This window comes from Salimicrobium flavidum (assembly GCF_900156645.1).
Classification (GTDB): domain Bacteria; phylum Bacillota; class Bacilli; order Bacillales; family Halobacillaceae; genus Salimicrobium; species Salimicrobium flavidum.
In genome coordinates, this window is the sequence record NZ_FTOC01000003.1 from 55,391 (window position 1) to 77,726 (window position 22,336).

The 22,336-nt window shown below is 44.1% G+C and carries 20 protein-coding genes, 2 pseudogenes and 1 riboswitch; of the genes and pseudogenes, 9 read left to right on the plus strand and 13 right to left on the minus strand.

Annotated features, from left to right (window positions below):
* The 3 genes from BW944_RS05370 to BW944_RS05380 all read right to left on the minus strand — a co-directional run bounded on the left by BW944_RS05370 (position 1) and on the right by BW944_RS05380 (position 3,295).
* Entirely contained in the window at positions 1 to 1,290 is a 1,290-nt protein-coding gene (locus BW944_RS05370) for a glycosyltransferase family 2 protein (RefSeq protein ID WP_076557507.1), read from the minus strand.
* On the minus strand, positions 1,283 to 3,007 hold the full coding sequence (locus BW944_RS05375; RefSeq protein ID WP_076557509.1) for a polysaccharide deacetylase family protein: 1,725 nt from the start codon (positions 3,005 to 3,007) through the stop codon (positions 1,283 to 1,285). Before BW944_RS05375 ends, BW944_RS05370 begins: the two co-directional genes overlap by 8 nt.
* A gap of 78 nt (positions 3,008 to 3,085) precedes the next feature.
* Positions 3,086 to 3,295: a hypothetical protein gene (locus tag BW944_RS05380; protein WP_076557510.1), complete on the minus strand. Its 210-nt coding sequence runs from the start codon at positions 3,293 to 3,295 to the stop codon at positions 3,086 to 3,088.
* Between the two features lie 134 nt (positions 3,296 to 3,429).
* Here BW944_RS05380 and BW944_RS05385 point away from each other — a divergent pair, with 134 nt between their 5' ends.
* Positions 3,430 to 4,410 carry a CAP domain-containing protein gene (locus tag BW944_RS05385; protein WP_076557512.1) on the plus strand — a complete coding sequence of 327 codons (981 nt, stop codon included), beginning with the start codon at positions 3,430 to 3,432 and terminating at the stop codon, positions 4,408 to 4,410.
* 295 nt (positions 4,411 to 4,705) lie between these two features.
* Here the strand turns inward: BW944_RS05385 and BW944_RS14970 are convergent, their stop codons facing one another.
* Positions 4,706 to 4,867 carry a hypothetical protein gene (locus BW944_RS14970; RefSeq protein WP_159438160.1) on the minus strand — a complete coding sequence of 54 codons (162 nt, stop codon included), beginning with the start codon at positions 4,865 to 4,867 and terminating at the stop codon, positions 4,706 to 4,708.
* Positions 4,864 to 7,221 carry a sensor domain-containing protein gene (locus tag BW944_RS05390; RefSeq protein WP_076557514.1) on the minus strand — a complete coding sequence of 786 codons (2,358 nt, stop codon included), beginning with the start codon at positions 7,219 to 7,221 and terminating at the stop codon, positions 4,864 to 4,866. Before BW944_RS05390 ends, BW944_RS14970 begins: the two co-directional genes overlap by 4 nt.
* 171 nt (positions 7,222 to 7,392) lie before the next feature.
* Here BW944_RS05390 and BW944_RS05395 point away from each other — a divergent pair, with 171 nt between their 5' ends.
* The 3 genes and pseudogenes from BW944_RS05395 to BW944_RS14840 form a co-directional block, all read left to right on the plus strand.
* Entirely contained in the window at positions 7,393 to 8,727 is a 1,335-nt protein-coding gene (locus BW944_RS05395; RefSeq protein ID WP_084193639.1) for a DUF2252 domain-containing protein, read from the plus strand.
* Positions 8,728 to 8,972: 245 nt separating this feature from the next.
* A complete protein-coding gene (locus BW944_RS05400; protein ID WP_076557518.1) occupies positions 8,973 to 9,638 on the plus strand; it encodes a hypothetical protein in 666 nt (221 codons plus the stop codon).
* Positions 9,639 to 9,660: 22 nt separating this feature from the next.
* A pseudogene (locus tag BW944_RS14840) lies at positions 9,661 to 9,753 on the plus strand (DNA-binding response regulator); the annotation flags it as partial.
* Between the two features lie 274 nt (positions 9,754 to 10,027).
* Here BW944_RS14840 and BW944_RS05405 read toward each other — a convergent pair.
* The 4 genes from BW944_RS05405 to BW944_RS05420 all read right to left on the minus strand — a co-directional run bounded on the left by BW944_RS05405 (position 10,028) and on the right by BW944_RS05420 (position 14,369).
* Positions 10,028 to 11,383 (minus strand): GntP family permease, encoded by a 1,356-nt coding sequence (locus BW944_RS05405; protein WP_076557520.1) that lies wholly within the window; start codon positions 11,381 to 11,383, stop codon positions 10,028 to 10,030.
* The gene (locus BW944_RS05410; RefSeq protein WP_076557522.1) at positions 11,383 to 12,525 is read right to left on the minus strand and encodes a glycerate kinase family protein; all 1,143 of its coding nucleotides are present in this window, start codon (positions 12,523 to 12,525) and stop codon (positions 11,383 to 11,385) included. The genes BW944_RS05405 and BW944_RS05410 overlap by 1 nt, the downstream gene beginning before the upstream one ends.
* Before the next feature lie 102 nt (positions 12,526 to 12,627).
* Complete coding sequence (locus BW944_RS05415) at positions 12,628 to 13,680, minus strand: CdaR family transcriptional regulator (protein ID WP_076557524.1); 1,053 nt, start codon at positions 13,678 to 13,680, stop codon at positions 12,628 to 12,630.
* Between the two features lie 242 nt (positions 13,681 to 13,922).
* A complete protein-coding gene (locus tag BW944_RS05420) occupies positions 13,923 to 14,369 on the minus strand; it encodes a hypothetical protein (protein ID WP_076557526.1) in 447 nt (148 codons plus the stop codon).
* A 129-nt stretch (positions 14,370 to 14,498) separates the two neighbouring features.
* Here BW944_RS05420 and BW944_RS05425 point away from each other — a divergent pair, with 129 nt between their 5' ends.
* From BW944_RS05425 to BW944_RS05435, 3 genes and pseudogenes are all read left to right on the plus strand, one after another.
* On the plus strand, positions 14,499 to 15,791 hold the full coding sequence (locus BW944_RS05425; protein ID WP_076557528.1) for an acetamidase/formamidase family protein: 1,293 nt from the start codon (positions 14,499 to 14,501) through the stop codon (positions 15,789 to 15,791).
* A 232-nt stretch (positions 15,792 to 16,023) separates the two neighbouring features.
* Positions 16,024 to 16,692 (plus strand): annotated as a pseudogene (locus BW944_RS05430) (YjiH family protein); the annotation flags it as partial.
* Positions 16,692 to 16,895 (plus strand): hypothetical protein, encoded by a 204-nt coding sequence (locus BW944_RS05435; RefSeq protein WP_234983120.1) that lies wholly within the window; start codon positions 16,692 to 16,694, stop codon positions 16,893 to 16,895. The pseudogene BW944_RS05430 and the gene BW944_RS05435, both read left to right, overlap by 1 nt.
* Before the next feature lie 81 nt (positions 16,896 to 16,976).
* Here BW944_RS05435 and BW944_RS05440 read toward each other — a convergent pair whose 3' ends face one another.
* On the minus strand, positions 16,977 to 17,876 hold the full coding sequence (locus BW944_RS05440; RefSeq protein WP_076557530.1) for an acetamidase/formamidase family protein: 900 nt from the start codon (positions 17,874 to 17,876) through the stop codon (positions 16,977 to 16,979).
* Positions 17,877 to 17,938: 62 nt separating this feature from the next.
* Here BW944_RS05440 and BW944_RS05445 point away from each other — a divergent pair, with 62 nt between their 5' ends.
* Entirely contained in the window at positions 17,939 to 18,346 is a 408-nt protein-coding gene (locus tag BW944_RS05445) for a VanZ family protein (RefSeq protein ID WP_076557532.1), read from the plus strand.
* A gap of 53 nt (positions 18,347 to 18,399) precedes the next feature.
* Positions 18,400 to 18,807, plus strand: a complete 408-nt coding sequence (locus BW944_RS05450; RefSeq protein WP_076557534.1) for a VanZ family protein — start codon at positions 18,400 to 18,402, stop codon at positions 18,805 to 18,807.
* A gap of 61 nt (positions 18,808 to 18,868) precedes the next feature.
* Here the strand turns inward: BW944_RS05450 and BW944_RS05455 are convergent, their stop codons facing one another.
* The 3 genes from BW944_RS05455 to guaC all read right to left on the minus strand — a co-directional run bounded on the left by BW944_RS05455 (position 18,869) and on the right by guaC (position 21,979).
* Positions 18,869 to 20,161, minus strand: a complete 1,293-nt coding sequence (locus BW944_RS05455; protein WP_076557536.1) for a nucleobase:cation symporter-2 family protein — start codon at positions 20,159 to 20,161, stop codon at positions 18,869 to 18,871.
* Complete coding sequence (locus BW944_RS05460; RefSeq protein ID WP_076557538.1) at positions 20,158 to 20,745, minus strand: xanthine phosphoribosyltransferase; 588 nt, start codon at positions 20,743 to 20,745, stop codon at positions 20,158 to 20,160. Before BW944_RS05460 ends, BW944_RS05455 begins: the two co-directional genes overlap by 4 nt.
* Positions 20,746 to 20,910: 165 nt before the next feature.
* Positions 20,911 to 21,012, minus strand: a riboswitch (purine riboswitch).
* Positions 20,999 to 21,979 (minus strand): GMP reductase, encoded by a 981-nt coding sequence (gene guaC, locus BW944_RS05465; protein WP_076557539.1) that lies wholly within the window; start codon positions 21,977 to 21,979, stop codon positions 20,999 to 21,001. Its footprint overlaps the riboswitch before it by 14 nt.
* Positions 21,980 to 22,336 lie beyond the last annotated feature (357 nt).

Sequence of the window (22,336 nt, forward strand, 5' to 3'; positions counted from 1 at the left end):
CTAACGTGCCTTCACTTTTTCAGATTTCTCACCCTTTTTCTGTTCTGAGAATCGTTGGGTTTTATACCAGACCACTTCTTGTTTCAGAACTACACGTTTTAATTCAAGCCACGAGGCGTACACCACGAGAATCAGCCACATTTGAGAATACGTGATATACATCAAAAGAACAGTGAAAAAGTTTTTCAATGTCAACTGTCCTCTCTCAAAACTGAGTGCAAGTGTGACTTCTGTAACGAATAGAAGAAAGCCCAGTATGAGGAGTACATAAGAAACGAAACCGATAGAAAGATTTAAATCAAAGAACAGATTCAGTACAAAAATCGAGTGGGAGATCAGGATACCACTGAAAAATAATAGATAAGTGAACAAGAAGTATACAAGATCGACAGCCATTTTCTTTCTTTTTAACTTATGAAACTGAAACAGGTATTTGAATATGACATATTCATTTCCTCTTGCCCAACGTGTTCTTTGTTTCCACCATACTTTCAGCTTTTCTGGTTCCTGTTCCCAGGTGATTGCCATCGGGAAAAAACGGATGTGATACCCGAGTTCATAGACGCGGAAACTTAGTTCGGTGTCTTCAGAGAGCGCTTTTTCATCCCAACCTCCCAGACGATCAAGAATCGATTTTCGTATAGCGAAATTCGTGCCCGGTATTGTTGCCATCCTGAACCAGAACCACCGTCCCGCCTGGGCGAGCCATTGAAAGGTTATCGTTTCGATATTGATAAGACGGGTGAGAAGGTTTTTATTGCTGTTTGTTACGCGGAATTTTCCTACTACGGCTCCAGCATCAGGGTCATTTTCCAGTCCGAGAACCAGGTAGTGTATTGCATCTGGCTCTGGAGTATTATCAGCATCGTAAACTACAATCATTTCTCCGGTTGCTTCTTTCAATCCATTATTTAGTGCACCCGATTTTCCTTTTCCCCCATAAGGAGGTTTAGTGTGGACCGGTTTGATAAATGGAAATTGTCTCGCATAATTTTCGACAATTTCTCCTGTTCGGTCACTGGAATTATCGTTTATCACAATAACTTCCATCTTATTCTTCGGGTAATCGAGACGAATCATGGATTTCAGAGTTTCTTCAATGACTACTTCTTCGTTGTGGGCTGGAATCAAAATACTTACAGTAGGGAAACGATGAGATTTTTTTGTCCATTTCGCTGCTGTTTTTTTATAGTTTTGAGAAAAAACATATCCTCCCTGCATCAGGAACATATGGTAGAACAACATAAACCAGATTAAAAACAGGGACGTATAAAGAAAGAAATTAGCCAAGGTCCTCACTCCGTTCTTCTTTTTCTACTCTTCTTCTTGAAATAATTGTGTACCCGGAAAAGAATAATACAGCGAGGGAACTTGTCCCTACTATTAACCAAGTAGCCTTATCAGCCAGTCCTTGAATAAAATGGTTCATAGTAATGAAGGAAGTAAAACTGGAGGAGAAAGGGCCTCCATTTGATTGTATTTCGTCTCCTGAGGCTGTAATTAATACCTCGCTTGATTGTGTTCTAGTATTCTCTTCTTTTAGATCAATCCAATCGATTGGCGGGAGTTCCTCAAGTCGATTCAGTAACTCTTCGAAACGTTCAGGCCCAAGGTAAGGGTGGTAGAATAATGAAACCATTCCGTCTCTTAGTATTAACTGATTCTCAGCTTTAGTGATCATTTTATCTATAGCTTTCTTATCATCCGGTTGAACGTATCCAATCGTTTCAGGGTACATTTTCATTCCGTGCATGAAGGTAGGTTCCGACATATAAGGAGGTGATCCCATGACTTCCCAGTTGTCATCTGTTACTTGGGCCTGCCCAATATAGGAATTGAAATGATTCGAAACAACATTGTAGCCATTTTGGGAAATAGTATAGTGAGGAGCCTCAAATGCCAAAGGTTTTAAACCAAACCCGTTTAGCTCATTAATACCGGTCTCCAATTTGTCTTCAATATAACGAGTTTCGAAATCAATATTATCCTGTTTGTATTGTTCATACTTTGCTGAGTTCGAAAAATCTTTTTCTGTCTTTAATTCTGTCACTTCATCCGCTGATTGATAGATAGGACTATCGTTTTCCACATCCCAAAACTCGAATCCTTCGCCGGTCTCTGATGAGCGATATTGGTGAGTATAGCCGTGCATGACTACAGAACCACCGTTGTCCTGCATATACTTGAGTACTTCAAGCACTTTTGGGTAATCGGACATGTGGTATTCCACACCTGTTTTTGGGTCTGTGTAAACCGGTATTACAGCAATCATGAAAGGAAGGTCACGTTTAATAAGTGAATCGGCAACTTGTTTTAACTTTTCATGTTCAACATTCGGATGAACATCTTCGAGTCGTATATATCCACGGTTTTTTTCATTTTTATGAGCATCCGGGAAAATGTCGTGAAGAATTTCACCTAAAAGTATCCCCATTGAAGACTCAAGATTGTTATTACCTACATAATAAGAGTTTCGATCACTGGTAATGAGTGGGAATTCTTTTCCGTTATTCTCAGCTGTAGCAAGAACCTCAGAGTTTGTTTGAACACTATTCACTGAAATATCAACGGATATTTTTTCTTCCGGACTATCGTTCAGATATATAGTTTCAGAAAGTTCATCTTGTAAAGGAGTTACAAAAGAAAATCGTTCGCTGAGGTGATCGAAATTTCTTCCTATTGCTACGACAGGACCATCGAATGTCTCAACTGAATTTCTGAAGGAGGTTGATATAGTACTTTCGGTGATTCCTTGATAAAAAAGATGAGTTTTACCTTCAAGCATGCCTTTTGAAAATTCAGATTCATGAACAAATGTTAGATTGGTGGTAAAATGAGTGATAAGCATATCAAGGTAACGCTGATTGAAGTTGACCTCTTCGGACGTATCCGAAAAAACAATTAAGACTTCTGATTTAGTATCTCCCGTTTCTGCTAAAGCTGTAGCAGGAATAAGGGAGAAGAAAAGAACAGTAAGGATAAGCAAAGAAATAATTCGAGCTCCCATTCAATCCACCCTTCCATTTATGATGCTATAAGTTCTTAATAACGAATGTAATGTTAAAAAAAGAGAAGAGAAATGATTTCATCCTTCTTCCGATTGTTTCTTTATTAATAAATAGGAGGCGAAAATCATAATAACTCCAAGTACCAATCCGGCGATGATGTAATTGTATTCCAAAAAAAGAAAAAATGGATCGAATGAGCCTGAGGATGCTGCGGCTACAGGGCTTAAAAATATCAATAGATTTGCGAGACCTAAGAACGTAGATAAGACTAAAATTCTTCTAATCATTAGTGAACCTCCTTTCTTATGTCGGTGATTGTTCTCTAAAAAGAATATACAACAATGAAGAACGAATTTCAACCTCTTTTTTGTTTTAATGTCATTTTTTTCTTAATAACGAACGGAAAAAGGGCGGAGAATATATGAAAAAACTTTTGACTCTGATACTGTTAGTCGGTGCAATTGCGTGGACTGGTGCGACTTTATCTGAGGAATGGGATACGATAAAAGAAGAAATAGATACCTTTCTTCAGGAAATAGAAGACTGGGAAACAGGTGGAAACTTGGAAACACAGGGGGAAACTCCATCAGTTACGACAGAAGCCCCTACAGAGCCGGATACTACGAATCAGAGTAGTGGGGGAGAGATGGTCCGTACCGTTTATGGAACAGACTGGGAATTAGCCGGGGTGAACAGCGGGGACCTCACTTTCAATAACGGAAATGGTACGGGAGAATATCTATGGAAGGAAGGGAAAAGTTACGACGGGATCACTGTGGGAGACCCTTCTTCGACAGTCACGGAGACATGGGGTGAACCGGAAGGAGCAGTGCGACGGGGAATGACGAGTGTCCGTTTCCCGGCTGAACATTACGAGATCTACGAAAGGAACGATAAAGAAGTGACAGTGTTTTATGACCGTCACGAAGGGGATGTCATCAAGTCCCTTTATATCGTTCCTATTAGTACAGCTAGTGGGATGACCGGGTACTATGCAGAAGCGGAGGACTGGAGCGATGCGGATCAGTCGCGGATCATGCTCGGGCTGATCAATAAGGATCGTACGTCCAGAGGTCTTGATCCACTTACATGGAAAAAAGAACTCGTCCCTGTTGCGGAGGCACACAGTGAAGATATGAATGCCCGTAACTACTTTTCCCACACGAACCCGGACGGGGAAGGGCCGGCAGACAGAGCGAGAAGTGCAGGTGTTTCTTACAGCATGATCGGGGAAAACCTGGCTTACGGTCAAAATAACGCTGTCTACGCGCACGAGGGTCTGATGGACTCGAAAGGACACCGGGAGAATATTCTCAACCCTGCTTATGAAGAAGTCGGCATAGGGGTAGATGTCGATGAAAAAGGAGCCCCATATTTTACAGTCCTGTTTTATAAAGAGTAAAAAAGCCAGCTTCCGGATTCGGTTGGATGTACCGAATCCAAGAGTTGGCTTTTTTTTCTTACTATGGAAATGGTTCTGTGGTCATTTATTGTTGATTTTCATCTCTACGGGTGGAAGCTTGCCGCGGGCATGACGTCAACTTCCGGAATCTCGCTGCGCTCGATTCCGGTAATTTTCCGTTCATGCTTCTCCCGCAGGCGTCTCCCCCCTTCGTTCTAAAATCAACAACCGGCTTTAACAGAGACGTTCATGCAAAGATATTCGCACCATTGTACATGAACATTTTCGAGATCTGTTATGATTCGAGTTTGATAGGGTGGATATAGAGAAAGGCGGCGACTCCGACGGGAACTCGGGTAGCTGAAGACCCCGCAGGGTGAAGCATTGCCTCTGGATAAGCGTCCGCCTGAATATTTATTTTCAGGGTAGCCATGGAAATAAATGTGCGTCTTTTCAAAAGAGTTCCGTAACCTCTTCCGGTTTCATCGGCTTGGCCAGGTAGTACCCCTGAAATTTGAAACATCCGTTTCTCTTGAGAAATTCGAGCTGAGCTTTCGTTTTCACTCCTTCGGCGATTACTTCAAGGTTAAGGTTGTGCGCGAGGGAAATGATCGTTCGGATAATATCATTGTCTTCTTTATTGCTATCAATGTCCCGCACGAAAGATTGATCGATTTTCAGCTGATCGATAGGGAAGCGTTTCAAATAGCTGAGGGAGCTGTAACCTGTGCCGAAATCATCTATGGATATTTTGACACCGAGCTTATTGAGTTCTGTTAAAATTACAGACGCCTGTTCTGCATGAATGGCCATCGATTCCGTAATTTCAAGTTCGAGAAATTCTGGGGGGAGCCCCGTTTCATAAAGAATCTCAGCAATCATCTCTACGAGTTCCTTGTGGTAGAACTGACGCATGGACAAATTGACGGAGACGCTCATCGCCGGATAACCTGCATCCAGCCATGCTTTATTCCGCCGGCATGCCTCCCTGATCACCCATTCTCCTATAGGAACAATAAGGCCGGTTTCTTCGGCTATCGGGATGAATTCCCCTGGTGATACGATTCCTAATTCCTTATTATCCCATCGTATCAACACCTCTACCCCGGATATGTTTTCTTCATTCGTTTCGAATTGTGGCTGGTAAGACAGGAAGAACTCCCCGTTCTTAAGTGCTTTGTAGAGGAGAGATTCTATTTTAAGATTGGTTTTTTCTTTTTGGATATGTGTATTGTATACCTGATAGGTGTTCTTTCCGAGATTCTTAGCGTGATACATGGCATTATCAGCGCGTCGGATGAGGGAGTCGGCCTCTGTTCCATGCTCTGGATACATACTGACACCGATACTTACGGTTACTACTGCATCGAACCCGCTCAAATCGAAGCTTTTCTCCATCTCTTCAATTACATCCTCAGCAATTCCCTTCGTCTCCTCCTTCGTCACCTGGCGGGTAAGGATGAGGAATTCATCACCCCCATAACGGAAAAGAGTGGCGCGTTCTTCAAGTTTATGTTTGAGACGCGTGGCCACCTGCTTCAGCAATTCGTCGCCCATGTGATGTCCAAGATAGTCATTGATGAACTTGAATCGATCCAGATCAAGGAAGAAGAGAGAAAACTGAGTGTCGCTGTTCTTTGTTTCTGAAAGTGTTTTTTCCATTTCTTCATGGAAATGGCGCTGGTTCGGTAGTCCGGTCAGTGTATCGTGATAAGCGAAATGATTCATGGTTTCCTCGAGTTTTTTCTGAGCCGTGATGTTTTTGGCGATACAGTGGATTCCGGTGATGTCTCCGTCTACATAGATGGGGAGGAGGGAGATATACAGATCCAATTGTTCGCCCTCTACATTGAAGATGCTTGTTTCGTATTCGTTAGGAGTACCCTCAAGAGAAACAGCGAACTGTCTCATCGTCTTCTCCCTCATATTAGGAATAATAAGAGGGAGAAAAGACCTCCCGATCAACTCCTCTCCTGACACTCCCGTCACTCTTATCGTGCTGTTGTTGACATGCGTGAATCGCCCTTCGAGATCAAAGGTCATCACTGCATCGATATTATTTTCGAAAAGAGACCGGTAGCGCTGTTCACTTTCACTGAGACGCTGTTCAGTCTGTGCTTTTAAAGTTATATCCCGGGCGATACCGATGACTCCGGTGATGACATTTTCGATGATGACAGGTACTGCGGTGACATCCATGATGTGATGTCCCCCGTCTTTGGAGATGATGATCGTGTCGAAACGAACCGTCTGCCCTGCGGTGACTGCCCGGAAATGATCCAGGGTTTTTTTACCCGCTTCCTCAGGCAGGAAATGCAGATAAGGAGTACCTTTGATCTCTTCAGCGGGGTAGCCGAAGAGTTCTTCTCCGGCATGATTGATATTCGTATACCTGCCGTTCATATCCAGGGAGAAGATGGTGTCCGGGTTATAAAGAAACAAAGATTTGAACTGTTGATCCTTATATTTAAGACGATATTTCATTTCTCTATTTTTGGAGATATCCGTAGCTATAGTAAGCATATATGTATGGCCATCGGAGAGGGTCAGCGGATAGCTTGTCACTTCAGCAGGTAGTTCACGACCGTCTTTCCTGAAATGTATCTCCTCTTTCTTTTCTGTGGAATAAGGACCGAGAAATTCAGAAGGAGGGATGTTGAGGATCTCCTCTCGCTTGTAATCGAGTTTCGAAAGGACTGTTCGGTTTATTTCTACGAAGCGATCTCTAGCCGGATCACTGAGGAAAATTCCGTTATCCGCATTATGAAATATTTTCATCAAATCTTCTTTGGTCCATGCGGATGCATCCATAAGTGTACCCCCTATTTTTTTAATAACATAATTATACCAATTGTATCAGTTAATGGGTATATTTTCTACTGCTTTAAAACTTTAGGACCATCGAGGATGTGAATTTACTGAAAATATGACATGTTCACCTGAAAAAACGGGAAAGGAAAGGGAAAAGGAGTGGCTGCTATTATGATCAAAGAAGAAGTGAGACAGACAAAACGGATATTGCGTAAACAAACCATCTCGACAATTTTGGAAGAATTCGATAATCGGATCATGAATTTGACGAAAACGGACCGACGTGCGAAGTATCGTAAAATGAAGCAGGATCCCTACAGTTTTTTTCGCGGAAGTGCTTATCTGTTTTACTACGATACCGTGAATATCCCTCTGAAATACCATACTCCGCTTGAGAAACCGACGTGGATCCTCGGAGATATGCATATGGATAATTTCAGTGCTTTCAGCAACGAAGAAGGAAACATCGTCTTTGATGTCGATGATTTCGATGAAGGATTTCTCGGCTCCTATTTATATGATGTGCTACGGATGGTCGTAAGCATACGGCTGAATGCGGAGTATATGGATTTCTCCGAAAAAGAACAAAATGAATTCGTAGCTCAGTTTTCGAAAAAATACCGGAAGCAGATGAAGAAGTTCTCCAAAGGAGACGAAGATCCGGTGGACACGTTTTTCACCGTGGATAATACGGACAGTGCTGTGAAGAAAACACTGAAAAAGCTGGAAAAACGAAAAGCGACCCATGAATTGGAGAAACAGACGACTATCGATGATGAAGGTAACCGGCAGTTTGATCGGGACAAGGAGAAATTGAGTAATGTCTCTAACGCCGATTGGAAACGTATATCTGTGGCATGGCCGGATTATGTCGCATCTTTGAGGGAAGAGACAAGACGGGACGAGGCTCATTACGAGATCAAAGATATAGTGAAAAAGAGCGGAGCCGGCATAGGCTCGACAGGACTGAAACGATTTTATGTACTGATTGAAGGAAAACATGAAAATGCCGATGAGGATGATGTGATTTTAGAAGTGAAGGAAGCGCGTACACCAGTGCCCGCATATTTTTTCCCTTACGACGAGGATTTCTGGGTGATGCACGAGCACCAGGGAGAGCGTGTAGTTACCACGCAACAGGCGATGCACCATATGTCGGATCCTTATCTCGGCTATTTTAATGATGGGGAGCGTGATTATTATGTCCGTGAACGTTCGCCTTATGAGAAAGATCTGAAAGAAAAGCACTTGGAAGATAAGCGGTCGATGAAGGAAACAGTACAAGTAATGGCAAAGGTGGCTGCCAAGATCCACGCCCGTGCCGATGCGGACATTGAACTCGGTGTGCTTGATTATCATAGTGAAAAAGCTATTATAAAAGTGCTGAAAGATGACAAGGATGGTTTCGTCGAAGAGATGCAGGTGTGGGCGGAATTTTATCACCAGCGTGTCAAAGAGGATTTTGAATTGTTCCAGGAATGGCTGAACGAAGAATTTGATAACTAGGAAAGGACGTCCGGGATTCTTCCCGGACTTTTTTGAAAAGCTCTGTTCAAGCCTATGGTTGATGATAGGAACGGAAGGTGGGGACGCCTGCGGCAAGCTTCCACCTGAAGAGACGAATATCAACAACATATGATAATAGAGCCTTTTTAAAAAGGGAAGATGTAAGAGGGTCTTGTGCAGGTGAAAGAGAAAAGTTTCATTAAACAAGTTCGCATATAATAATCTGGAGAAAAGAGGGGAGAAAAATGAAAAAGTGGCCATTTGCTCTGATCCTGACCCTGGTGCTGGTCGGTTGCGGATCAGGGGCTGAGGAGAGTAAGCCGGCAGATACTACCGAAGGAACAGAAACGGAGCAGACCTCCGGGGAGGGAAGCGGCTCCGATGACACGGTCGACGTCGATAAGGGTGTATTCAATGTGGATGTGACCGTACCAAAAACGTTATTTGAAATGGAAGGCGGGGACTATGAAGAAGTGAAGGCTTCCGCTGAGGAAGAAGGAATCGGCGAAGTCATTGACAACGGAGATGGAACCATCACTTATAAAATGTCCAGGTCGAAACATAAAGAAATGATGCAGGAGATGGAAAAAGAAATCGAAACTTCTATGGAAGATATACGTACGAGTGGCGATTACGCCTCTATCGAAGGGTTATCAGCGAATGGCGATTACTCCGAATTCACGCTGAAAGTCGACCGGTCGGCCTACGAAGACAGTTTTGACGGGTTCGCCGTGTTTGGTGTGGGGCTGCTCGGACTTTATTATCAACTTTTCGACGGGGCCGATCCTGATAGTTACAGTGTGGTCGTTCAAGTTACGGATGCCTCGAGTGGAGAACAGTTCGATACCGTGGAGTTTCCGGAAGTACTGGAACAGATGGAGGAAACCGAAGATCAGATGAACACTGAATGATAGGTATAGGGGGGCGGGCGGAATGTCGCGAATTCTCGTAGTAGAGGATGAACAGAAAATAGCCAGAGTGCTCGAACTGGAATTGACCTATGAAGGATATACATTGGAAAAAGCGGTAGGTTATCGGGTTTGAACATGAAGATGACGTTCGGTTAACGTTCATAGGTGGTGATATTATTTTTGAGAAAGTGAATTTTTCATCAAAGATAAGGTCATTTTTCATTAGAAGCTTCAACATTTAAAATTGAGACCATGAGCTATTTAGTTATCGCTCATGGTCTCACTATACTATGAAAAATCAGTTGTTGTTTTCGTTTTGAAGTTGCTGACATTCTCTTCTGAACATCGATAAACATCATCATGCATGAACCATTAATAGAACGCTCTTTTTAGACCAAGATGAACCATAGAATGGAAGTGATAATTATAGCCGTTCCTCCTTGCAGAAGGGTAGCCATCGTTTGTGCTTTATAAGCCTGGGTAATGGACATGCCACTGAATTCTTTAACGACCCAGAAGTAACTGTCGTTCACATGAGAGACGACCATTGCCCCGGCACCTACTGCCATGACTACAAGTGAAAGAGGTACGGCGCCTTCGATTCCTACTTGATCGAGTAGAGGAGCGATCAGTGTGGAAGTGATGACGATGGCCGCAGTAGAAGACCCCTGAGCACTTTTGAGACCTGCAGCAATGATGAAAGGTATGAATATGAAAAGAGCACCAATGGCTGCATCGTTACCGGCGATTCCGGTAATGATATCTGCGATGCTTGTAGCATTGATGACGGAACCGAACGCACCCCCGGCTCCTGTAATCAACAGAATCGGTGCAGCTTCCTTGATCCCTTCACCGATCCACGACGTAAGCGTTTCTTCATCAAATTTAGGTAGAAGAAGGAAGGCGAAAAGCACACCTGTAAGTAATGCTACAACAGGAGAGCCGAGGAAAAGGAAGATATCGAAAAACATCCCTGTCCAGCCTGCGAATGTAATAATTGAACTGAATCCTATAAGTAGGATAGGTACAAGTATTGGAGCGAAAGACTTAGAAGCGGAAGGCATGGTTCCGAAGTCTTTGATGATATCGTCGTAACTGTAGACATTCTCTTCTTCTGACTCCGTGTGCATTTTTGATCCTACTTTTATCGCCCAGAGGTAGCCTACGAAAATTACAGGGATTGCTATGATGATTCCGAAAAGTATAACGGTACCTAAATATTCTTCAGCTCCTATGTTACCGGCAGCTGCTATAGGGCCTGGAGTAGGTGGAACCAAAGTGTGTGTCGCGAATAACCCGGTTGAAAGAGCGATAGCCATAGAAATCACAGAGACTTTTGTTTTAGCAGCCAGCGCTTTTTTTAAGGAGGATAATATAACGTACCCCGAGTCGCAAAACACAGGGATACTTACTATACTGCCAATAGCGCTCATGGCGAGTTGGGGACGTTTTTCACCTACGATCCTAAGCACAACCTCAGCCATCCGCAGGGCGGCGCCTGATTTTTCAAGAATAATTCCAATGATAGTACCGAAGACGATTACAAGACCGATACCGCCCATAAGTCCGCCGAAACCATTGTTCACTGCTTCGACCACTTCACTTAACGTCAAACTCGAAAAGATACCTATAATGAATGCCGTGACGATAAGTGACAGGAATGGGTGAAGGTTAAATTTCGCTGTTGCCACGATGACCAAAATCACACCTAAGACAATTATGAAGACGAGTCCTAGTCCTTCCATTATTGAGGGCCTCCTTTTTTATTAAAAACATATAGAGCTCTTGCTATCTGGGAAGATTCATCATGCAGGTTGCTTTCGGCATTTGATATACAGTCTTCTAATGTCGCTGGAGCTTTAGTGATAGAAAAGCATGCATCAAATGTTGTGTTCAAGATATCCAAATCTCCCTTAAGTGAACCGGATAATAGGAATACAGGAACTTTTTGCTTTCCGGCTAGGGCAGCTACATAAGAAGGTGCTTTACCCTGGAGTGTCTGCTCGTCGGATTGCCCTTCTCCAGTAATAACGAGGTCTGCTTTCTCAACGAATGATTCCAGCTGGATGGCCTCTGCTATAAGCGATGCTCCTGATTCTAATACGGATTCTAGACACATGAATGCAAAACCCAACCCTCCGGCTGCACCTGCGCCTTCTCGGTGTGCTAACTTTTTGCCTAGCACCCCCTCTAATCTTTGGCTGTATTTTTCCAAATGGTAATCGTAATCCGCGATTTGGGAAGGGGTCGCGCCTTTTTGTGGGCCATAGACTTGGCTGGCTCCATGTTCTCCTGTAAGAGGATTTGTGACGTCACTGGCGATACGTATATTCGACTCGAATATACGGGGATCGAGCTCTTGTAAGTCGATATGTTCTATAGTTTTTAGATCTCTTCCGTAGTTACCGACCGGTTGTTTCTTTTCATTCAAAAATTCAGCTCCTAAAGCTTTCAGCATTCCGAACCCACCTTCGTTCGATGAACTACCTCCGATAGCAATCAAGAATTTTCTTATTCCCTGGTCCAGTGCATGACGAATAACTTCGCCGATTCCCAGGGTGGTAGTGAAGTCGGGGTTCTTTTTCTCTGAAGGAACAATAGGAAGCCCGGCTATGTTTGCGCATTCGATAATAGCTACATTGTCTTTTGTAATCATATACCAGGTTTCTAACTCTTCTCCGATAGGACCAGTGGCAGTAACCAACATTTTTTCGTTTTCAATGGAGGTCGAAAGTGCATCTAAAGTCCCCTCCCCTCCATCCGCCATCGGTTTTTTTATAATGCTCGCGCCAGGATAGTTGGTATGGAAAGCATCTCCGATAACATCTGCGACTTCCACTGCATCAAGACTACCTTTAAAAGAGTCAGGAGAAATAAGTATATTCACAAGGGTCCTCCTTTCCTGAAATCATACTTTCACTTTATATAAAATAAAACGCTTTCACAATTGACGAATAGTAAGAAAATCGTCAATTATGAAAGCGGATTCTTATGCATTTGCACAAACTAGTATTGTTTTATAAATAATTGCATCTCTAAATTCTCTTGGGTTAAGAGATACTTGTTTCTGTATACGGTCGAGTCTGTAATTCAGGGTGTTTCGGTGTATATGAAGGACTGATGATGTGCTATTGATTTTCATGTTTTCCTGTAAAAATATCTGGAGCGTAGAAATGTAGATCTGGTCCATTTCGAAAAGTTTTTTGGAGTATAATGAAGTGACATTTTTGTAGGTGTTTTCATTTATATTATAGAGAAGTCTTTCTGCCGGTATATGCTTGCTGTAAACGGGTGAAGGGGAGGCAGGGAAAATTTCAAGAGCTTCTCTGGCTTGATTATAGGAATCAATGATCCCCTTCAAAGAAAATTCGGGATTTCCAAATGCTGTTTCTCCCTTTTGAAGTCCAATGGGAATGGTGTAGTGTAAACTCGAGGGCTCCAGGACAGCTATCGTATAATTTTCGAAGGGAAGAACGAGCAAGTAATCAATGTTATGGTTTTTGAGTTCGTATTTCACAAAGTCCGTTTCCAATGTTCTGGAAATAATCACTTGCCAGGTCTTTTCTACATCAATTTGAAGAGTGTATTCAGCTTCCTTTTTTAAGTCCTCTAAATTCTCCATTGAACTTAGAAGCACCTTTCTCAGCCAGTTCAACCATAGTCTTTCTAAATCAAAGCTTTCGCGTTCAAGGTAAATTTGTTCCAGAACAATTTCTACAGAAGCGAGAGTCATTTTAGCTGTCTGCATTATAGATGCAGGGTCTCCAGTCATTCCTACGACCCCTGCCAATTCTTTTCTGTGATAGACAGGAAGATTGACTCCTGTTTTAGCATTAGGGAATTTATGTAGGTCAGTTTTGTGAATTATTTGAGGTTCCCGGGTTTCGCAGACGTTTACTGCTCCCCCGTGTAACCTTCCGACTCTTGTGTGGTCTGTGCTTGCTATAATTACTCCGCGACTATCCATGAGGTTGATGGATGTCTCAACGTAAGAGGATAATCTAGTAATAATTTCATTTCCTAACTGAGCTGATAATTCCATATCTGAGCCTCCTTCAACTGTACGAACTATATTTTATAATAATGGCTCCGTTATGGTTTATTGTTGATTTTCATCCATACGGGTGGAAGCTTGCCGCGGGGCATAACGTCAACTTCCAGAATCTCCCTTCGGTCAATTCCGGTGATTTTCCGTTCATGCTTCTCCCGCAGGCGTCTCCACACCTTCGTTCTAAAATCAACAACCGGCTTTAACAGAGCCAAAAGTTAAAATACTACATAATATTAACGTAGTCTGAAAAATAGAAGAAGACCGATCGGGAGAAGATAGATGAATTCATAACGGATGACGGATAAGGCGTACGTTTTTTCATTTACCGGATACAGAAGATGGACCCCGTTCCCGAGAAAATCGATACCGAGCGAGCTGATAACAAGCACCAGGGTCAGTCTCCACCAAATGGCAGGGACTCGCATGCTGAGTAGCTTACGCATAATAAAGGCGAAGAGCAGAGCGAGGATAGGTACCGTAATCAATGAGTGGCCGATAAGAAAACCGAATAATTTCGGGATATCAGGCAGAACCACAAGAAAAGCGACACTACCGAGAAGAGTGAATCTCGTTTTTCGGTAAGTGAATGAAGGCCCGTGAAATATGAGATCTGTAATGAGCACCCCAGTCAGAATGTGGAACAACGTTGATGGGATATGACTAAGTAAAAGTTCAAGCATAAGTGTTCGTTCCTTTCTTTTATTCTTCTTGTGCATACCCTGAATGATGACCAGTGAAAAGTCATTATTTTTGTAGTTTCATTTTAATTATCTTAATATTAAGATAATTAATGGAAAGGGGTGGAAGCAATGAAGGCGAAACAGACGGTTTACGTTAATAAATTCACGGATGGTATCCTCGATCCGGCTAAAGAGATGGAGTACAAGGTCAGGGATGGCGGGCACATTGTCGCCAATACGACTCCGGGTTGCTGGGGGCCGATGATCACACCTGCTTTGAAAGGAGGTCATGAAGTTACGAGGCCGGTTTACGTGGAAGGGGCAGAGGTGGGAGATGCCATAGCTATACGTATCCAATCCATAGAAGTGACTTCCATCGGTACGGCGTCTGGAAACGATAAGCCGGTCGAAGGACGTTTTACCGGAGATCCTTTTGTGGATGGAAAGTGCCCGAACTGTGGTACCGAAAATCCAGATACGTACATTGAAGGCATCGGCCAGCAGGCGATTCGATGTCAGGTTTGTGGAGAAGACGTGACACCTTTCGTATTCACCAATGCTTACACGATTGCGTTTGAACGGAATAAAGAAGTGGGGCTGACTTTGAATAAGCAGGCTGCTCGAAAAGTAGCTGCTGACGCCAAGCATTATATGGGAACTCCGGAAGAATCGATTCAGAATCCGGTTGTCACATTCGCTCCTCATGACATTGTAGGTGCCATCGCGCGTTTGCGTCCATTTCTCGGACAACTCGGCACTACACCATCGCGGGCACTTCCTGATTCACATAATGCCGGGGATTTCGGTCAGTTTTTGATTGGTGCACCTCACTCTTATGGGGTGACGGAAGAGGAACTGGAAGAACGTACTGATGGTCATATGGATATTAACCGTGTAAGGGAAGGTGCCGTTTTGATCTGTCCTGTGAAAGTCGAAGGGGGAGGTGTATATCTCGGAGATATGCACGCGATGCAGGGGGACGGAGAAATCGCCGGACATACGACGGATGTTTCCGGCATCGTCAGTCTTCAGGTTGAAGTTTTGAAGGGGGTCAATGTAGAAGGACCGATTCTGTTTCCGGTGGAGGAAGATCTTCCTTATCTTGCTAAGCCTTTTTCAGAGAAAGAGAAGCGTAAGGCGAAAGCCCTCGGCAAAGAGTGGGGGATGGAAGAAATAGAGGATTCTCTGCCGATTTCTTTCATTGGTACAGGGGCGAACTTGAATGATGCGACGACAAATGGTATGGAAAGGGCTGCGAAAGCCTTTGAAATCGAAGTTCCTGAAGTGATGAACCGCTCTACCATCACCGGGTCTATCGAAATCGGGCGTCATCCTGGTGTGGTGACCGTAACGTTCCTCACTCCTAAGCACTATTTGGAAAAAATCAAAATGAAAGCCATCGCCTCCGAGCAATACGAATAAAGGATGGAACACCCGGGATTTTTTCCGGGTGTTTTTCTTCTGATTTCAGCTGATTATCCCTCCAATATTTTCAAATGAGAAATTGGTGAAAACCTAGTGAATAAAAATACGTATGTATGTATTATTAATCAATACCGAATCAAATTCGAATGGAGGGGTGAATGTTATGGCTACAAATCAGTCAACGACCTTAAATGACCACAAACCACAGAAGTACACAACGAAGTAATTATTGAAATTTCTTATCCCTTCCCTGATTGGAGTCCTGCTGTTTCTCGTGCCCATTTCAGTGAACGACACGGTTACGATCGGTCTCGGTGTGATGGCCGATGGCTTACAGGCAGCAATCGGGCCCATGGTCCCCGGGTTTATGACCGCCGTATTATGGATATCTGCCCTCGGTGGTGTAATTGTACGCCTCCTCCCAAATAGTGTGTACCAAAAAAGTATAGCTATCATGGCTATTTTTGATGTGGGAACGTTCTGGATCATTCTACGTTTCATCGGAGCTATTTTTGCGGTAATGACCCTTTGGAGCATCGGACCTGAAGTAGTCTGGTCCGACCTTACCGGAGTCGTCGTGCTTTATGATCTCGTTTCGGTTCTTATGGTATGGTTCCTGTTTGCGAGTCTTTTCATGCCGTTGCTGCTCGAATTCGGGCTGATGGACTTCATCGGAGCGATGGTGCGTAAAGTCATGAATCCGTTGTTTCAGCTGCCGGGACGTTCTTCCGTCGACGCGATGGCCTCCTGGATGGGGAGCGGAACTGTCGGTGTGCTACTGACCACCCAACAATATGAACAGGGGTATTACACGAAAAAGGAAGCATCAATCATTGCGACCAATTTCTCGATCGCTTCCATTGCTTTCAGCTTAGTGATAGCAAGATTTTTATCAATTTGAGTTTGCAGGTCGGTCAGACAGCGGTAGCGGTTACCATGACCTCTCTCGCTCTCATCATCGGAGGTCCGGTTGGGCTCGGGACACTGGCGCCGATGATTATGCTCGGACCATGGATCCAGTGGTTCTATACGAGATGCTATACGTTGTATTACCGTTACCATCCTCCTTTAGGTACGACAGTGGAAGAAGAAGTCATCTGAATGAAAAATCCTCACCGGAGACATTAGTCACCTGGTGAGGATTTTTTTAATCTAAACAATAGGCTTTAACAGAGTTTTGATCTAAAACAGATTAATATCATAGGCATCCAGCACGTAGCGCGGTACGAAAAAACGGGCCGTTTTCAGAGGATCCACGACCTGACTCACTTCGACCTGGCCGGCCGCGCTCATGAGCATCGTAAGCTCGGAAAGGGAGAGGTCGACGTGCGGATGCAGGCGATCGATCATCATTTCCACAGCACTGTCCACTGCATCATCGAGCGACTTTTTAGATACGATTGTCGTTATTCCTTCTTCATCTTCAAGCATCGGATAAGGAAGGGACTCCGTTTTCAATACTTCCACCGTCAACTTCACTTCAGCCGGTATCTCTACGCCGGAGACACTGATTTCTCCGTCTCCCATCGCTGCGTGCAGATCGCCGAGAGACAGCAGTGCTCCTTTTTGAAAAACAGGGAAATAGAGTGTGGCACCCTTTGTGATACGCTTCGTGTCCATATTGCCCCCGTGTGAATCGGGGGTGCCGCAGTTCACTCCCTCCCCTTCCGGAGCTACGCCGATCACTCCGATCATCGGATTCAGAGGAAGGGCCAGCTTCTCATCAAAAACGACTTTCCCGTCCTGGAGCGGAAGTATTTTCACTTTGAAATCCTCCATGCGATGTCCCATTACACCAAGATCAGGACCTGTCAGCATTACCCCTTGATCACCAAGGATGATGTCATCGATGTGCACTTTCAGGACATCTCCCGGTTCGGAATTCTCAACATAAATCGGACCGGTCGCTGGGTTGATCCTGTTCCAGTCCATAGAATCCATTTTGTGGGTTTCCGACTGAATCTGATCTTCGAAGCAGTCGTATGTATCGACCTTGATCTGTTCCCCGGATGTGATAGTGAGGGCTGGGGCGTGTGCCTTATCCATAGAATAGACGAAGTGGTCCTTTGCCAGATGTTGCATAGAATCATCGACTCCCTTCTCGTGATTAGGTATCATTATACTAGGAAAGGGCGGGTTCGGTCATGTCAAATGTTCAGAAAATTTCAGGAGTGCTTGCGGTCTTCTGGATGATGTTCATATTTTATTTGTCCCATCAGCCAGGGGAGGCATCCAGTCAGTTGAGTTCTTTCGTATCGGCAGTATTTTCACTGCTTCCTCTCCCCGAGGAGCAGTTGCATTATCTTGTCAGAAAAGGAGCACATGTTTTTGCATCCTTTTTACTGGCTGTGTTGCTGTATATTTCTTCAGGTAGATGGTATGTCGCTTTCCTTCTATCTGTCATTTACGCTGCGACTGATGAATTTCATCAGACGTTCATTTCAGGAAGGAGCGGACAGATCAGTGATGTCGGAATTGACAGTATCGGTGTTTTGCTAGGTCTTTTGTTTTTTCAAGCATTCATAAAAAAAAGAGTCCAAAAACTTTCCTGAAGCGATCCATAGTGGTATAAAGTAAGTAGAATTACCGGGAGGACGGTAAAAGTGTGAAAAAACTCATACTGTTAGGGTGGCTTTTACTAATATTTGTCGGTACGTGTACAGAGAACCTGGATGCATTTCTTTTTGAAGGGGAGGTCCGATTCGATTTCACATCAGTGCCGGATTGGACTGATATAGGGATGCTGGGCCCGGAGAGTCACATCAGAGTAAGAGATGTGGTCGGCCATTATTTTATGTTTTCCATACTTACGCTGCTGATCTATTTTGTCAGAAGGTCATTGGGGAGTACTCTTTTCATCGTTTCCGGGTTTGCTGTACTTACGGAGATCGCTCAGCGTTTTTTTGCTCGTGGAACCGAATTGTATGATCTGATTGCGAATTTCATAGGTATATCAGTAACCTTATTGACGATATGGGTTATCGTACTCAGATTAAGAAGACCAAGCGAGTGACAGAAAGATCCTTTCAATCATAAAACCCGCCCATTTTTAAATGGAGCAGGTTTGTCATGTTTCAGGATGCTTTTTTCGTTTCTACATTGCTCTCTGCTTCATGTTTGAAGGGAGAAGCGTGAAAGACGATATTCAGAATGATAGCTGTCATGCTGCCGGCGACTATACCGTTGCTGGTAAGAATCTGCACGCCTGAAGGGAGAGCGGTGAATAGTTCAGGAACAGCTGTCACCCCTAGTCCCATCCCGATGGAGCAAGCGACGATCATCGAATTCTCTGCGGAGTCTTGAATGACCGGACTGAGCATCTTGATACCTTGAGCGATTACCATACCAAACATCGCAAGCATCGCACCTCCGAGTACGGGTGTGGGGATAATCGTAGTAATAGCAGCAATTTTAGGTATGAACCCGAGTACAATCAGCATGATACCCGTAGTAAGTATCACTTTGCGTGACTTTACCCCCGTCATGTTCATCAAGCCGACATTCTGAGAGAATGCGGTATAAGGAAATGCATTGAAGATGCCTCCAAGTACGATCGCCAGCCCTTCGGAGCGATAACCGCGGGCAAGGTCCTTTTCGTCAAGCTGTTCATTTCTCATATCGCTGACAGCGAAGTATACGCCTGTCGACTCCACGACAGATACCATGGCGACGAGGGTCATCGTTAAAATAGCCGACCAGTGGAAAGTGGGCATACCGAAATAGAAAGGTTCGACCATATGGAAGATGTCCGCTTCACCGACAGCGGAGAAATCCAGCTTTCCGAGAAAAGCCGCGATGATCGTGCCTGCTACAAGTCCGAGCATAATAGCGATCGCTTTCGTGAATCCGGAGGTGAAGCGATATAATAGTATAATAATAGCAAGTGTGCCGAAAGCGAGAAACAGATTCAAGCCTGAACCGAAGTCGCTCGCTCCTTCACCGCCGCCCATGTTTTTGATCGCTTCCGGTATGAGCGTGATACCGATGACAGTCACGACCGTTCCTGTAACGACCGTCGGAAAGAAACGGACCATCTTTCCGAAAAAGCGGGCGAGCAGTACAACGAGGAGTCCGGAAGCCAGGATGGAACCATAAATGCCTGATATCCCGTATTGTCCCCCAATCGCAATCATCGGTCCGATTGCCGTAAATGTACATCCGAGCACGACAGGGAGCCCGATACCGAACCATTTCGTTCGTAATACCTGCAGGATGGTCGCCACCCCGCACATTAGAATATCAATAGCGACCAGGTAGGTCAGCTGAGCTGAACTTAGACCGAGGGCGCCACCTACGATGAGAGGTATGAGCACCGCCCCCGTATACATTGCCAAGAGATGCTGGAATCCCAGTGCTGCTGTCTTCATCGTGTCACATCCTTTTCTTTGAAAGTTATTTCTTCTTCCGACATGGAATGGATAGAGGCGAGAGCTTCGACACGGATATGTTCACTTCGTAAATCATCTCCCCCGTCCTGGAAGCCTTTTTCGATTACGACGCCACACCCGGCGATATCCGCTCCCGATTGTTGAACGATTTCCACCATCCCTTTGAGCGCCTGACCATTGGCAAGAAGGTCATCGATGATGAGTACACGGTCCTGATCACCCAGGTGGTCTCTGGCTATGCTGATTTTATTTTCAGTCTGCTTTGTATAGGAATATACATCCGCAGTGAACAGGTCGTCCTGTAAGGTGAGAGACTTCTGTTTTCTTAAGAAGACTACCGGCACATCAAGCACGAGGCCGGTCATTACGGCAGGCGCAATACCGGAAGATTCAAGAGTTATGATTTTCGTGACCCGCTCATCACTGAACCGTTCCTGGAATACTTCTCCGATTTCTTTCATGAACAGAGGGTCGATGCAGTGATTCAAAAATGAATCCACTTTGATTACGGAAGGGGAGAGGACGGTCGCCTCTTCCCTGATTTTCTTCTTCAGACTCTTCATAGAAATAATTCCTCCTTATGTAGGTGCTATAAAAAAAACACGTCTGCTATGAAAAAAGCAGACGTGTTTTACAGAAAGAGAAGAGAAGAGACGAGACTTCCTTTCTTTATGAATGGAACTACTGGGGCTGAATAGCCATAGAAAAGGCAGGTAGCCACTTTGTTCCACACGTAAAAGCTTTTCCATAGTCGGTTCATTTACGGTGAACCGGTAGAGACTCGCAGGCCATATCCCCGCTATTATATGAAAAAATTCAGTTTTGATCTCCGTTGAAGATAGAGTTTTTTACAATGACGTAGTCGACATGTCTAAGGCCTTCGAGATTTTTCCCTCCGGCATAGGAAATGGCGGATTGTAGGTCCTGTTCCATTTCAGTGAGCGTGTCAGTTATGGTTCCTTTATGTTCGACGACGATTTTTTTGCCTTCTACATTTTTCCGTTCCCCTTTTTGGAACTCAGAAGCTGATCCGAAGTATTCTTTATAAAGTGCCCCTTCTATTTCTTTCGTTTCTCCAGGGGATTCTTCATGTCCTGCAAACAGGGAACCGACCATTACCATAGTCGCACCGAAACGGATCGATTTTGCTATATCTCCGTGAGTACGGATACCTCCATCTGCGATGACCGGTTTAGTGGCAGCTTTTGCACACCAGCGTACAGCTGCCAATTGCCAGCCGCCGGTGCCGAAACCGGTTTTCACTTTTGTTATACAGACCTTTCCGGGGCCAATACCGATTTTTGTAGCATCGGCTCCAGCGTTTTCGAGTTCGCGAACTGCTTCCGGGGTACCGACATTACCTGCAATGACGAACGTTTCAGGAATTTCGTTCTTTATAAAACGAATCACATCCAACACAGCATCCGAATGACCGTGAGCAATATCAATAGTAATATAATCAGGAATCAATTCTTCTTGTTTGAGGGTTTTCAGAAATTCATACTCTTCCTGCTTCACCCCGACACTGATGGAAGCAATCAGCTGTTTCTCCTTCATTTCACGGATAAAAGAAAAGCGTTTAGCAGGTTCGAATCGATGCATGATGTAAAAATAATTATTTTCGGCAAGCTTCTTGGCCAGTGTTTCATCGACGATCGTCTGCATATTTGCCGGGACCACCGGCAATTTGAACTTATGGTTTCCGAGTATCACGGAAGTGTCGCATTCCGAACGACTTTCCACGATACATTTGGAAGGAATCAATTGAATATCTTCATAATCAAATACATTTTCCACTACTTTCACCTCTAAAAACGAATGATTTTAATAATAGTATCGATATTATTCGTACAATGAATAATTTAAAGGATTTTTTGTTATTTGTCAAAGTGAAAAACGATTAATTCATCAATTAATTACAATGAACGTTCGTGTTTTAATCATAACAATTTAGTATTGCTACTCCATGCAGCATATTTCAGATTTTTTACCGGGAGAATTTTCCTCAAAAAACGACCCTCTTCAGAAAGAAGGGGTCGTTTAAAAAGTAGGGGGATTGTAATTTTTTCAGAAATCCCCTTGTAAGACCTTTGAGTCTTTGAATATTTATTTCCAGGGTAGCCAAAGGTTTAGTAATGAGCGCTATAAAGTCTC